Raw genomic sequence first — 12,589 nt, 5'->3', positions numbered from 1 at the left:
GGAAGATGCAAGGATTAAATTATCCAGACTTTATCCGACTCTTGAGAGCTGACGTGACACTATCAACCCCGAGCCAGAATACTCATTCCATTTTCTTCTACCCTTGATATTCAGGATAATCTCACCTGATATTCCACAAAAAAACGACAGCTGTAATCCGATATACAGTACAGCACCTATCAATCCAAGATTATCCCAGCAAAAGATGGAACTTCATAATGCCTCACTTGGCAGCAAAACCACCGCGCAGGAACAGGTACAACTCTTTATCTTCTCTATCCATTTCCTGAAATTCCTCTTTGAGCAAATAATATCGTGCTCTGCACGTTAATGTTTTTTTCAAAATCTCTTTCATTTCTATCACCTAATCTATATTCTTCTCACAAAGTTATATATTTTCTCCAAATAATCTATATATACTATAAAATATCAGTATAACAAGGAGAAAATATCATGGAAACACGGAAAGTTTACGTAAGCGGGGGCTCAACCTATGTGATCTCGCTGCCGAAAAAATGGGTCAAGAAGGCCAATCTAAAAGCAGGGGACTCTCTTGTAGTTACAGAGCAGGGCGGCTCTTTACTGATCGAGACAAGTATCACAGAAAAAGAATCAAGAGTAAAAGAGGTCAGGATCTCACAACTGATATCAAGCGAAGCCCTTGAGCGCATGATTATTGCCTTCTATCTTGTGGGCTATGATACGATCAGGATCAAGCTGGACAGGAAAGATCATCTCCCCTATAGAAAGAGCATACGGAAGATGCTTGATTATCTTATAGGCATAGAGATAGTTGAGGATACGGACGACTCTATGACCCTTGAGATAATGGTTGATTACAAACGCATGACATCCATGCAGATACTCCAGAGAATGTACTCTATTAACAGGTCAATGCTTCTTGATCTTGGCAGGGCTTTGAAGACCATGGATATAGGACTTGCAAAAGACGTAATAGTGAGAGAGCGGGAGATCGACAGGCTTTATTTTTTAGTCGTCAGGCAGCTTAAGAGCGCTGTGGAATACCAGCAGATAGCAGAGAAGCTCGGAATAGAGAACCAGAGGGACTGCCTGGGCTACAGGATCGCGGTCAAAGTGCTTGAGCGAATTGCAGACCATATTGAGAACATAGCAAAAAGCTATATCCAGTTAATCGAGGTTCAGGGGAATGCACAGCTTGATGATTTTATAAAACTTAACAGTAGTATAGTTGTAATTTTCGAAAGGTCAGTCCATGCACTGTTTACAAGAGATCATGCAATGGCTGAGAGGATATTCCAGGAGTTAAAAGAGGTTAAAAAATACCATTCTGATATTTCAAACGAATTACTCCAGCCAAAAAATATCCAGTCTGCTATCCTTCAGAAAACGATGCTTGATAGCATTGAGAGAATAGCAAGTTACAGCGGGGATATAGCCGAGATAGCTATTAATATGTCGGCAGGTACCATGACTTTTAATGATAGGAAAAACGGGGGCAAGGGGTGAGTACAAACTCCCGATTTTAAATCAGTTCACTCAAACCATAATAAGCTTTACATATCTGTAAGAGTTTTTAGTAGAAAAGATTCCATATGACAACACTTGATCCATGGGGCGCAGTTAGAATCGATAATTACTCAAAGCTATTTGATGAGTTCGGGATATCAAGGTTCAATGAGCTTCTTGGAAGAATACCAGATCCGCACAGATACATGCGAAGGCATGTTATTTTCGGGCACAGAAGCTATGAATCAATCCTGGATGCCATGCTAAAAGGTAAGCCTTTTGCTGCCCTCTCAGGCTTCATGCCCTCTGGCAGGGTGCATCTTGGACATAAGATGGTGATGGAAGAGATCATATGGCACCAGAAGCATGGCGGGGATGCTTACCTGGCCATTGCAGACAGGGAAGCGCATGCAGTAAGGGGTATATCATGGGAGAAATGCAGGGAACTGGGCATAAACGAATATATTCTAAGTGCAATCGCGCTTGGCTTTGAGCCTGGCGGCCATATCTATTTCCAGTCAGGATCAGACCCTGTAAAAGACCTGGCATTTGAGCTTGGTATAAAGGCCAATTTCTCAGAGCTCTCAGCAGTGTATGGTTTCAGCGGTGAGACGAATATAGCACACATGGTAAGCGTCCTGACGCAGAGCGCAGACATACTCCATCCCCAGTTAAAGGATTCTGGAGGGCCAAAGCCCGTGGTCATTCCTGTGGGCGCAGATCAGGACCCGCACATCAGGCTGACCCGTGGTCTTGCGTATAAGATGAACATGTTCATTGTGGAAGAGCGATCGGGCGCAGAGGGAGCATATATAAGCGTGCGGGGCAAGGCGGCTTTGAAGGGAGCCCTCCTTGAGATCGCAAAGCGTACCGGAGGCAAACTTTATGAAGAGCATGTGGATATTTTTGCCCGCGATCTCCAGGAAGTAGAATCCGTGGTTCGTGAAGTAGAGTTAAAGCATGGTGGTTATGCCTTCATGCCTCCTGCATCCACATATCACAAGTTCATGACAGGGCTTCAGGGTGGAAAGATGTCAAGCAGCATACCTGAGAGCTATATTGCCCTCACAGATACACCTGATGAGGGCGCAAAGAAGGTCATGCGCGCAAAGACAGGCGGGAGGGTAACGCTTGAGGAGCAGAAAAGGCTTGGCGGTGAGCCAGAGCAGTGCACTGTGTATGAGCTTTTGCTCTATCATCTTGTTGAGGATGATAAAGAGCTCATGGATTACTATAAGGACTGCGTGGGCGGAACGCGTGTCTGCGGCAGGTGCAAGAAATATGCTGCAGACCTGATGCGAGAGTTCCTAAAAGAGCATCAGGAGAAGAGGGAGCTTGCAAAAGAGAAGTTAGGTGAGTTCGGGCTGCAGGTAAGATAATAAAAGTTAAATAATTGGAACATACATCAGAGAAGTGGTGAAAGAATGCCGCTTATTACCATAGATGGACCACAGATAAATGATACTGAGATAAAGAGAAAGCTTGTAAAAGAGATGACAGAGGCTGCAGTAGAGGCTTACAAATTGCCTGTAGAATCGATTGTGGTTCTGATTAAAGAGACCCAGCCTGAGAACGTATCCGTAGGCGGCCAGTTAATCTCTGATAGAAAAGTCTGATTGAGTTGGTTTATCCTTTGATAAAAAATGAGAATAATCCCTATGTAGCACTTATCTGTACACACTGCGAGTTCTTCAGGGAAGATGATGTCCAGCTTGAGTGTGCTGCATTCAAAGTTTTGAAGGCGATGCTGGAACGGGGCATGATCACTCCAGAAGCGATAGAAGATGTCCTCAAATGAGTTTTTTCCCGTACTTGCACCTGGTTTTGTACTGAGAAAGCTTGAGAGTCCATATATCTATAATATACCTGATGATGAGCTATATGAACTGGATGATGAGGCGTTTTTTTTCTTGAAAAAATGCGATGGTGGAACTCCTCTCTCAAACCTGATCCTGGACATTGGCGAGGATCGGGAAGCCATTGATTATATGCTGAGCGAAGGCATAATCCAGATGCAGGAGATTCCTCAGATAAGAGAGATCAGAGCAGAGCAATCAGCCGTACCATCCCTTCGGTATCTTCTATTAAGCATTACCAACAAATGCAACCTTGCATGCAGGCACTGCTATCTTGAAAAAGGGAATAAAGAAATTGAAATAGACATGTTTGAGAGGGCAGTCTCGCAATTTGAGAACATGGGCGGGCTTAAACTCATGATCACAGGTGGAGAACCATTTCTGCACTCTGGATTCTGGAAGCTTATGGAAATTCTGGCTTCCTATGAACTCAGGACAGTAGTCCTCTCAAATGGAACCCTGATTGGCGAAAAGCAGGCTGAAGAACTCTCAGAATATGTGGACGAGGTACAGGTCAGTATAGATGGCATCAGGGCGCACGATCTTTTGCGAGGAAGGGGTACTTATGATAAAGCCATGCGCGGTATTTCCAATCTTCAGAGTTTCGATATACCTGTTTCTATCGCTACAATGGTACACAGATACAACATGGAAGAATTCGAGGAGATGCAAAGGCTTTTTTCTGATCTGAATATCCTGTCATGGGGTGTTGACGTACCCTGCGCTACCGGGAATCTAAAGGATAACCCGGATTACATACCTGATAATGAGGAGGCGGCACTGTTCTTAAAGTATGGGTTCGGTGCCGGAACACATGAGAGCAGCGGCGATTATACATGCGGATCGCATCTCTGTGCCGTCTCGTCTGATGGTACTGTCAGTAAATGCGGTTTTTTTGAAGATAACCAGGTAGGGAATGTTAATGATCTTAAAGCAGCATGGGCAAAGGTATGTAGAGATTATTTATGGACGCTTGATAAGCTTGATTGCCGCGATTGTAAGATCATTCGTGATTGCAGGGGTGGGTGCAGGTTCAGGGCAAAGCAGTACAGAGGAATACTGGCGCCAGACCCGATACTATGCCATGCAAACCGCGTTCTTACATTCCTGTGATATCTCAGGAAATTCAGGATAGATTATAAAGAGACCTCGGTTTTAACCACTGCGCAATCTTTGGGACGACCTCTCTCTGGGATTTGGAGCCAACAAAGATACCTATGTGTCCTGTCGGGAAGATCAGCGCCTCCTTATCCTGGCTCGATACCGCATCAGTCAGCGGTATACTTGCCTCATTGGGAACCAGATGATCGGCCTCTGCCATGACATTGAGCAGAGGCATGGTTATATTTTTCAGATCGATCCTCTTTCCATCAAGCTTCATCTCGTTTTTTATAAGAAGGTTCTTCTGGTAGCAATCTTTCATGAACTGCCTGTAGGCTTCACCTGCCTGACCGGGACTGTCGAATATCCATTTTTCCATTCTGAGGAAATTCTTGATGATCTCCTCATTCCTGCGCTGGCATTCTATATCATTCGGTTTGCATTCTATGCGCTCGAACATACTTGCATACTTATCAATCGTAAGTCTGAACGGGTCCAGAAGCAGGAATCCCATATTCAATAAGTCCCCTGGCACTATACCATAGTAATCCACGATCTTATCCACATCTGTGCTCTTTGCCCAGATGTTAAGAAGTCCTTTATCTGTATCAAAATCTACAGGTGCCACAAGGGTAACAAGATTTTCCACCTTCTCAGGATGCAATGAGGCATACATTACTGAGAGGGTCCCTCCCTGACATACGCCCAGGAGCGTGATCTTATCAAGTCCAGATATTTCCCTGATCCTGTCCACAGCATTGTTTATATAGCCGTTCACATAATCATCAAGTGTAAGGTATCTATCAGAGCCTGAGGGATATCCCCAGTCAATGATATAGACATCAAGGCCCTCATCCAGCAACTTCTTTATCACACTTTTATCCGGCTGGAGGTCCAGGATATAATACCGGTTTACAAGTGCATATACTATGAGTACCGGAACTGGATGTGGTCTTTCTACCCTGGGGATATAATGGATAAGCCTCATCCTATCCTCACTGTAAACTACCTCAGAAGGCGTTGTCCCGGTTGAAATTTCATCAGATTGTTCCAGCAATATTCTCATTCCTTTTGCGAATTTTCTAGAGTCTTTTATTAAATCAAGTGCGTTCATAGCTTCTTCGCATCAAGGTTATTTTAAAACATATAAAGCTTTTCTAGCTTACTACCTTTTGGGTGAATCTATTTCAGCCGTTTTATTATCACCAAAATACACCGTTCTATGGGGAAAGGGTATTTCAATTCCGGCCTCGTCAAAGGCATTCTTGATACCTTTTATAAGCTCAGTCCTTGTTGTGAAAAGCTCAGATCTCGGTATCCAGGCACGAATCTCAAAATCGATGCTGTATTCTCCGAATCGCGTAATAAGGATGAACGGCTCAGGCTCTAAAAGAACATTCTCATGATTTTTAACCACTGAATCCAGTACTTCAAGTGCCTTTTGTATATTTTCTTTATAAGCGATCCCAACTGTTATATCAAGTCTCCTTATTTCATATCTTGATAGATTCACTATTCTTGCATTTGCAACAGTAGAGTTCGGAATTCTCATATACCGGTTATCAAAGGTTCTTATTGTTGTTGATAGAAGGCTAATATCGAGAACATGGCCGCCCTGTCCGTCGATCTCTATTACTTCGCCGATCTCAAAAGGCTTGTCAGCAATAAGGAAGAACCCTGAGATTATATTGGAAACCGATGTCTGGGCAGCAAAGCCTATAACAATGCCCAGTATTCCTGCTGCAGCCAGTATTCCTGTGAGATTGATATCAAATGTTCCCAGGAATACGATGATTGTTACCACTACAAGCACATAAAATAAGATATTCTTGGTCACACTCCCTATGTGACCTCCGAGTTTTGATGTTACAAGTTTACCTGATACATTTGAAATGATCTTTGAGATAATTAGCCCTATCACTAATATCAGTATGGCCTTGATTATTGTTGTGTACTGTGAGTAAACATCATATAATGTATCGATCATAGTCCCAGCTCCCTTGCAATACCAAACCTGTCAAATCTTATTAAAACGGTCTTGGCTATGGAAATCTTCAGGTCTATTATTGTTCGCGGATTAATTACCCTGGCAGTAGTTTCAGTACCGTATTCCACACCGAACGCATTCGAAGATACGACAAGTATGTATACCTTATTTGTAAAAAGACCATTATCTCCTTTTACAAGTAACAGGTTCTCTGGTTCAATCACTATCTTCGATATCTCTCTTGTAACGTCGCTTCTATTGACGATTCTTAAAGGCACAAGGGCATCCTGTATTGAGAAAGGTTCGAATGCAAACTCTGCCTCTACATATGTGCAGAGTGTACCTCTGTGAACCTCGCCGTGCCACGCCTTCCTCTTATGTTCGATATGCCGGTCTATCTCAATTGATTTTCTATTGTTCTTAAGCACAAGTTTTGTGATAAGAGGAAGTTTTAAGAAGAACTTGAGCTGTGATCTGGCGGAGAGGTGCAGGCTATCCTTGAATTTTATCAGATAGGGTCTTTCATAAAAATCCTTTTCCATATCAACAGATAATTCCCCGGAAAAGCTTGTGATGGTGTGCTGCGTTTCAGAGGTGATTTTGACTGTAAATGGATTCAGTTTCTCAAAAACATACTCTTTCCCAAAGAAGTCTGTTTTCAATGCTATGTTTTTTTCAATCATGCTCCGCCTTCATTCAGGATCTCTTTATTCGTTTTACTATTCCTTCCCCGGCCCTCACTATTCTATCTATCAATCCATATTTTGTAGCTTCTTCTGCTGTCAGGAAGAAATCCCTGTCAGTATCTCTCTCGATGACCTCCATAGGCTGACCTGTGTGATATACTAAGATTTCGTTCATGCGCTTCTTGACCCTGCTCATCTCTTTCGCCTGGATCTCGATATCAGATGCCTGTCCCTGCGCACCGCCCAGGGGCTGGTGTATCATCATTCGTGCATCAGGAAATGCCATCCTTTTTTCCTTAGTCCCTGCTGCCAGTAGAACTGCTGCCATCGAGGAGGCCTGACCAACACAGATGGTAGCAACACTGCAGGAGATGCACTGCATGGCATCATAAATGGCAAGACCTGAGGTAATTAATCCTCCAGGGCTGTTTATATATATCTGGATATCGCCCTCGAAGTCTTTTGATTCCAGATAAAGAAGCTGTGCTATGATGCTTTCTGCTGTATCATCATTAATTTCACCTGTAAGGAATATTATCTGGTCGTCCAGGAGGCGCGAATAAATATCCACTGACTGCGTACCATGCGCTACATAAAGTGTCTTAGGAGCTGCCATTGCTCGTCCTCCAATTTTTTGTATTAATCATCTTGCATGTATTAACCGTTTTTCTTTAGCTCTTCTGCAGCAGAAGAATCACAATTATGAGTGACAGTAACAGTATAATCCACAGTCCAATTGCGATTCGTGTCATTCTCATCGCTTTATCAGCTTCCCACCATGTTTTTGGACGGATACCCTGGGCTAAAAAGGTTATAACTCCAGCCAGGTTGACGCAGATGATGTTTACAAAGAACAGCAATAAAGCTCCTGAAGCAAGCTGTTCATTTCCAGACCCAAGCATCAGTCCAAACGTTACCAGCGGAGGAAGCAATGCCACCGCTACCATTACACCGATGAGAATAGCAGAGACTCCGGTTGTAAATGCGAGCGCTCCTGCGCTGCCTGATGCCAGGGCAATGGCAACATCATCAAGTTCCACTTTTGTTCTCGAAGCAATCTCCGGGATGTCAGGATTGACTGTAAAAATAAATCCTGCTAAGACAGAAATAATGAGAGCGATGAGAATCCCTGTTGCACTGGCTTTCAGCGCGGTGCGAGCTAAAACGATATCGCCGAGGGTGGTAGCAAGAGATAGAGCCATGTTCGGTCCCAGCATCGGTGCGATGACCATCGCTCCTATTATAACAGCTATATTGTTTTTCAATAGACCGAACGCGGCAACTATGGAGGAAAGAAGGATCATTGCGACGTATACATTTGAAAGCCTGGTTGAACCTGTTATATCCGTGTACAGCTCTTCACGACTGATTCGATCTGCATTAGACTTTTTCTCAGGCTCAGTTCCCTCCTTTTTCGGCGGCTTTTCTTCAGCCGGTCTTGGCATAGTAGCTTCTACAGGAAGAATTATTATCCTGAAATCGGTTATCATACCAAAATTTTTTTCCAGGATATCAAGTACCCCATCGACTTTCTCTGCTAAAAGAAGAATTCTTACGAGCATCTGTCCTTCAGACAGCTCCTTGAACCAGATGCTTAACAACTGCTGCTCTTTGAGCAGCTCCTGTATCCCTCGGGTGTTCTCTTCAGGAAGTACCACCTCTATTAAACGCAGCACCATGTCATACTCCTATGTCTGTTGTTCCGACCTCAACTTTTTCTTACGGGCACGGATTCAGATTTGCCCCGGTAGTATGGCAAACATCGCAAGTGTCAAGCCTCGTTCCTGAAGTATTATATTTTGTGTTGAATACACCCAGATAGGCTGGGCTTGCCAAAGCCTCTGGTAACCCTGTCAGAGCCAGCACCGTTAACAGCAATATAAGTACTGTTTTTATAATCATTTATTCACGCATTTCACACTCTTTTAGCTCTAACCGCCAGAACAGATCTCTCCGTCTGCCTTACCACGTCACGGGCAGTGCTTCCTAACAGCAGTTCCCTGAACACACCCTTCCCAAGCGTACTCATTATTATCAACGAAACATCCTCTTCCTCTGCCACAGAAATGATCTTATCTGGTGGACTACCCACACAGATGTGAGCCTTCACCCTTAGACCTGCTTTGCTTAGATCTTCTTTAATATCTTCAAGCTTCTTTTTTGCCTCCTGGACATTGGCTTCTATCTCTTCCTGTGTTTCTCCCCTGTCAACCACATGCACCAGCACAGCCTCTTCAATCCCCTCCAGGTTTTTTACAAGCGATAACGCTTCCATGGCAGGTTCGGAAAAATCAGTAGGTAAAAGCACTTTTGAAAATATCCTCGAACAGAATTTTTCAAATTTTTTTGTCCCCAGCCACTCTGCCAGTTTATAACGCATAATCAGAACGTGCGTGTTTCCGTATCGCAGTACGTTTGTGGCGACGCTTCCAAGAAGGATGCCTTCGATGAGACTTTTACCGTGCGCGCCCATTACAACCAGAGATACTTTTTCTTTATTTACGTTTTCCAGAACAGCGTGTGAAGCATCACCCTCTGTTATCACATCTACCTTTGTTTTAACTTTCAACCCAAGACTCTCAAGTTGTTTTTTTTGCTCATCGAGGCGAACCCTGGCATTTTCAATATAGGGCTCTTGAGCCACTCCTCGCTTTGAAAGATGCGCGACATCTACCACATGAAGCAACACCGCCTCTTTTACTCCTGGAATCTCACCAATGCATTCAAGGGTTTTCTGCGCATACTCTGAAAAATCCGTTGGAAATAATATATTTTCAAACATTATATCCCTGCCTGTATTTACGTTTTCTTTATACGAAAGTTTAATGCTATATAAAGCTTTTCTGAGGCCAGAGACCATCCGCTTTTTAGCTATTTTTTTTGAGCAGGTGGAGCCCTTCTGGCAGGCATGACCAGCACCCTATCCACCCGGTTTTTATCCATATCCACCACCTCAAAGCGCAGCCCGCCCCATTCAAAATGGCTGCTGACTGAAGGAATACGTCCCATCTGCATCATTATGAAGCCGCCCAGTGTCTGATATATTCCCTCTCCCGGCAGCTTTTTGACGCCAAAGATATCCTTGAAATCGACAATTGGCAACATTCCATCCAGTAGCCATGAACCATCCTCGCGCTGCACAGCCAGTGGCTCAGCCAGCTCCTCTATAGATGGTATTTCACCAACGATCTCTTCCAGGATGTCGTTGAGTGTTATCAATCCCTGGATACTGCCATATTCATCGACAACCAGTGCGATATGTATGCCAGATTGCTTGAACAATTCCAGGACTCTTAAAGCGTGCGTACTCTCGGGTACAAACAATGGACGTCGCATAGCTGTCCTCAGATCAGCCGGCTTACCTGCCATATCATGGCTCAACAGGTCTTTAACCTGCACCACGCCGAGGATATTATCAAGGTTATCCTGGCATACCGGGAAGCGGGAATGCCCGCTGTCGGCTATCTTTTGCCTTATCTCCTCAGGTGAATCATCGATATCAAGCCAGAAAATCTCAGTGCGCGGTGTCATCAATGCACCCACCCGCAGATCGCCCAGGCGGAACACATGTTCTACCATATCCCGTTCTGCTTTTTCGAATGTTCCAGCTTTCATGCCCTGCTCAATCAAGATATTTATCTCCTCTTCTGTGACAGGAGGCGCAGGAATCGGTCGTATACCTAATATCCTGAGCACTGCATCTGTCGAAACGCTCAATATATAAACAGCAGGGGAGGCAAGCCGGGATATTACACGCATGGGGTTGGCAACAATACGAGCTATCTGTTCGGCGTTGTGTAATGCCACCCTTTTGGGTGCAAGTTCACCGATAACCAGTGTAAGATATGTAATGCCAAGAACAACAGCACCTACAGCGATAGCTTCACTATACGGTGCAAATAACGGCACAGATCTCAGGCGTGCAGCCAGTTCCCCTGCTATGGTTGCCCCTCCGAATGCGCCTGCCAGTATACCGATGAGTGTTATGCCAATCTGAACCGTAGACAGGAGACGATTGGGCGAACTTGCCAGTTCTAACGCTGCACGTGCCTTCGCATCACCTTCATTGGCCAATTGCTGAAGCCGTGCCTTCCGTGCAGAGACAATGGCAATCTCTGCCATGGCAAATACGCCATTGGCAATGATAAGCAGGATTATAAACAGAATTTGAAAAGTAATATCGACCATAAGACCTCTTATAACATCGAATGTAATTTAATAAATACCAGATTTGATTCTTTGTTCTTAATCTGCCAACTCTCTCATACACATATATTACGTATGTATTTATAATCTGAGGATATACTTCTTATACTTATATTGTATGTACTTATATTTGATGTATTACCCCGGTGCTCTTGATATGTTATCCAATTTATCCCTTTTTAAGCGTGAGGTAGAATGTAATGGCAAAATACACTAACAGACGATCAAAAAAAGCTGGTCTTCCTCCAGGAACCTTAATCCATATAGGTAAGAGGAAGACCGAGAGGGTAAAGATTACAATCATTGATTACGATGAAGCGCATTTTCAGGAAAAAGAGGTAAAAACAATTGAGGAATGATTTCCCCTCAGAGATAAGCCAGCAATCACGTGGATTAACATAGATGGTCTTCATCAAGTTGAGATTATAGAAAAAATTGGAAAGCAACTTAACCTTCACCCTCTCCTGCTTGAGGACATTCTGAACACAGAGCAGCGCCCGAAAATGGAGGACTTTGGGAATTACGTATTTATAGTTTTAAAAATACTCTATTATGAAGGAAAAGCAAATCGAATACTAACAGAGCAAGTCAGTTTAATATTCGGCCAGAATTTTGTTATTTCTTTCCAGGAAAAGGAATTGAATATTTTTAATTCCGTAAGAGAGATTATCAAAAGTGGCAAAGGCCGTATCAGGAGGATGGGGGCAGATTACCTTGCTTATGCTCTAATGGACACAATTGTCGATAATTATTTTATAATCCTTGAGAGACTCGGGGAGAAGATAGGAGATATCGAGGAAGACCTGGTAGCCAATCCCACGCCAGAGGCATTAAAGGCTATTCAAAATTTAAAAAGAGAGATGATACTTTTGCGTAAATCGGTCTGGCCATTAAGAGAGGTGGTAAGTGGACTTGAGAGGAGCGACTCACTGCTTATTCATGATTATACTGATATCCATCTAAGAGATGTTTATGATCATATAATCCAGATTATTGATACGATCGAGACGCTCAGAGAGATGCTCTCAGGTATGCTTGATATTTATATCTCCAGTATCAGCAATAGAACTAATGAAATTATGAAGATACTGACTATTATGGCTACAATATTTATTCCTCTGACCTTTATAGTAGGTGTTTATGGAATGAATTTTGAATATATGCCTGAGCTTAAATGGCGCTGGGGTTATCCTGTGGTGTGGGTCATCATAATGGTAGTCAGTGTCTCAATGCTTGTTTATTTCAGAAGGAAAAAATGGCTATAA

15 protein-coding genes are annotated in these 12,589 nt (G+C 43.5%); 7 read left to right on the top strand and 8 right to left on the bottom strand.

The features are described 5' to 3' along the window. Positions 1-223: 223 nt before the first annotated feature. Positions 224-355 carry a hypothetical protein gene (locus tag ANME2D_RS18815; protein ID WP_277812910.1) on the bottom strand — a complete coding sequence of 44 codons (132 nt, stop codon included), beginning with the start codon at positions 353-355 and terminating at the stop codon, positions 224-226. A gap of 98 nt (positions 356-453) precedes the next feature. On the opposite strand from ANME2D_RS18815, the gene ANME2D_RS06255 reads away from it, so the two are divergent. The 5 genes from ANME2D_RS06255 to ANME2D_RS06240 all read left to right on the top strand — a co-directional run bounded on the left by ANME2D_RS06255 (position 454) and on the right by ANME2D_RS06240 (position 4,457). Next, positions 454-1,488, top strand: coding sequence for a phosphate uptake regulator PhoU (locus tag ANME2D_RS06255; RefSeq protein ID WP_048089875.1), 1,035 nt, complete (start codon positions 454-456; stop codon positions 1,486-1,488). An 86-nt stretch (positions 1,489-1,574) separates the two neighbouring features. Then, complete coding sequence (locus ANME2D_RS06250) at positions 1,575-2,867, top strand: tryptophan--tRNA ligase (RefSeq protein WP_048089874.1); 1,293 nt, start codon at positions 1,575-1,577, stop codon at positions 2,865-2,867. Between the two features lie 45 nt (positions 2,868-2,912). Next, positions 2,913-3,104 carry a 4-oxalocrotonate tautomerase DmpI gene (dmpI, locus tag ANME2D_RS06245; protein ID WP_048089873.1) on the top strand — a complete coding sequence of 64 codons (192 nt, stop codon included), beginning with the start codon at positions 2,913-2,915 and terminating at the stop codon, positions 3,102-3,104. A gap of 17 nt (positions 3,105-3,121) precedes the next feature. Next, entirely contained in the window at positions 3,122-3,286 is a 165-nt protein-coding gene (locus ANME2D_RS17910; RefSeq protein ID WP_157833988.1) for a hypothetical protein, read from the top strand. Then, positions 3,273-4,457 carry a radical SAM/SPASM domain-containing protein gene (locus tag ANME2D_RS06240; protein WP_048089872.1) on the top strand — a complete coding sequence of 395 codons (1,185 nt, stop codon included), beginning with the start codon at positions 3,273-3,275 and terminating at the stop codon, positions 4,455-4,457. The genes ANME2D_RS17910 and ANME2D_RS06240 overlap by 14 nt, the downstream gene beginning before the upstream one ends. Before the next feature lie 13 nt (positions 4,458-4,470). On the opposite strand, the gene phaC is transcribed toward ANME2D_RS06240, so the two are convergent. The 7 genes from phaC to ANME2D_RS06205 all read right to left on the bottom strand — a co-directional run bounded on the left by phaC (position 4,471) and on the right by ANME2D_RS06205 (position 11,306). Further along, entirely contained in the window at positions 4,471-5,559 is a 1,089-nt protein-coding gene (gene phaC / locus ANME2D_RS06235) for a class III poly(R)-hydroxyalkanoic acid synthase subunit PhaC (RefSeq protein WP_048089871.1), read from the bottom strand. A gap of 51 nt (positions 5,560-5,610) precedes the next feature. Further along, on the bottom strand, positions 5,611-6,432 hold the full coding sequence (locus ANME2D_RS06230; RefSeq protein ID WP_048089870.1) for a mechanosensitive ion channel family protein: 822 nt from the start codon (positions 6,430-6,432) through the stop codon (positions 5,611-5,613). Continuing rightward, entirely contained in the window at positions 6,429-7,115 is a 687-nt protein-coding gene (locus tag ANME2D_RS06225; protein WP_048089869.1) for a DUF432 domain-containing protein, read from the bottom strand. The genes ANME2D_RS06230 and ANME2D_RS06225 overlap by 4 nt, the downstream gene beginning before the upstream one ends. A 13-nt stretch (positions 7,116-7,128) precedes the next feature. After that, positions 7,129-7,734, bottom strand: coding sequence for an ATP-dependent Clp protease proteolytic subunit (locus ANME2D_RS06220; protein ID WP_048089868.1), 606 nt, complete (start codon positions 7,732-7,734; stop codon positions 7,129-7,131). A gap of 55 nt (positions 7,735-7,789) precedes the next feature. Beyond that, positions 7,790-8,797: a TIGR00341 family protein gene (locus ANME2D_RS06215; RefSeq protein ID WP_048089867.1), complete on the bottom strand. Its 1,008-nt coding sequence runs from the start codon at positions 8,795-8,797 to the stop codon at positions 7,790-7,792. A 236-nt stretch (positions 8,798-9,033) separates the two neighbouring features. Continuing rightward, positions 9,034-9,900 carry a universal stress protein gene (locus tag ANME2D_RS06210; protein ID WP_048090013.1) on the bottom strand — a complete coding sequence of 289 codons (867 nt, stop codon included), beginning with the start codon at positions 9,898-9,900 and terminating at the stop codon, positions 9,034-9,036. A gap of 89 nt (positions 9,901-9,989) precedes the next feature. Then, the gene (locus ANME2D_RS06205; RefSeq protein ID WP_048089866.1) at positions 9,990-11,306 is read right to left on the bottom strand and encodes a hemolysin family protein; all 1,317 of its coding nucleotides are present in this window, start codon (positions 11,304-11,306) and stop codon (positions 9,990-9,992) included. 218 nt (positions 11,307-11,524) lie between these two features. Between ANME2D_RS06205 and ANME2D_RS18905 the strand changes: the two genes are divergently transcribed. Both ANME2D_RS18905 and corA read left to right on the top strand, forming a co-directional pair. Then, positions 11,525-11,683, top strand: coding sequence for a hypothetical protein (locus tag ANME2D_RS18905; RefSeq protein WP_320408807.1), 159 nt, complete (start codon positions 11,525-11,527; stop codon positions 11,681-11,683). 24 nt (positions 11,684-11,707) lie between these two features. Next, positions 11,708-12,589 (top strand): magnesium/cobalt transporter CorA, encoded by an 882-nt coding sequence (gene corA / locus ANME2D_RS06200; RefSeq protein ID WP_320408809.1) that lies wholly within the window; start codon positions 11,708-11,710, stop codon positions 12,587-12,589.

It is taken from the genome of Candidatus Methanoperedens nitratireducens (assembly GCF_000685155.1).
In the GTDB taxonomy this organism is placed as follows: domain Archaea; phylum Halobacteriota; class Methanosarcinia; order Methanosarcinales; family Methanoperedenaceae; genus Methanoperedens; species Methanoperedens nitratireducens.
The sequence above is the reverse complement of the archived record's forward strand: the minus strand, read 5'-3'. Positions and strand labels throughout refer to the sequence as shown.

What these genes read in the sequence shown, in the direction of transcription:
- ANME2D_RS18815 (WP_277812910.1), bottom strand. Translation starts at nt 355, where the DNA reads ATGAAAGAGATTTTGAAAAAAACATTAACGTGCAGAGCACGATATTAT.
- ANME2D_RS06255 (WP_048089875.1), top strand. Translation starts at nt 454, where the DNA reads ATGGAAACACGGAAAGTTTACGTAAGCGGGGGCTCAACCTATGTGATC.
- ANME2D_RS06250 (WP_048089874.1), top strand. Translation starts at nt 1,575, where the DNA reads ATGACAACACTTGATCCATGGGGCGCAGTTAGAATCGATAATTACTCA.
- dmpI (WP_048089873.1), top strand. Translation starts at nt 2,913, where the DNA reads ATGCCGCTTATTACCATAGATGGACCACAGATAAATGATACTGAGATA.
- ANME2D_RS06240 (WP_048089872.1), top strand. Translation starts at nt 3,273, where the DNA reads ATGTCCTCAAATGAGTTTTTTCCCGTACTTGCACCTGGTTTTGTACTG.
- phaC (WP_048089871.1), bottom strand. Translation starts at nt 5,559, where the DNA reads ATGAACGCACTTGATTTAATAAAAGACTCTAGAAAATTCGCAAAAGGA.
- ANME2D_RS06230 (WP_048089870.1), bottom strand. Translation starts at nt 6,432, where the DNA reads ATGATCGATACATTATATGATGTTTACTCACAGTACACAACAATAATC.
- ANME2D_RS06225 (WP_048089869.1), bottom strand. Translation starts at nt 7,115, where the DNA reads ATGATTGAAAAAAACATAGCATTGAAAACAGACTTCTTTGGGAAAGAG.
- ANME2D_RS06220 (WP_048089868.1), bottom strand. Translation starts at nt 7,734, where the DNA reads ATGGCAGCTCCTAAGACACTTTATGTAGCGCATGGTACGCAGTCAGTG.
- ANME2D_RS06215 (WP_048089867.1), bottom strand. Translation starts at nt 8,797, where the DNA reads ATGGTGCTGCGTTTAATAGAGGTGGTACTTCCTGAAGAGAACACCCGA.
- ANME2D_RS06210 (WP_048090013.1), bottom strand. Translation starts at nt 9,900, where the DNA reads ATGTTTGAAAATATATTATTTCCAACGGATTTTTCAGAGTATGCGCAG.
- ANME2D_RS06205 (WP_048089866.1), bottom strand. Translation starts at nt 11,306, where the DNA reads ATGGTCGATATTACTTTTCAAATTCTGTTTATAATCCTGCTTATCATT.
- ANME2D_RS18905 (WP_320408807.1), top strand. Translation starts at nt 11,525, where the DNA reads ATGGCAAAATACACTAACAGACGATCAAAAAAAGCTGGTCTTCCTCCA.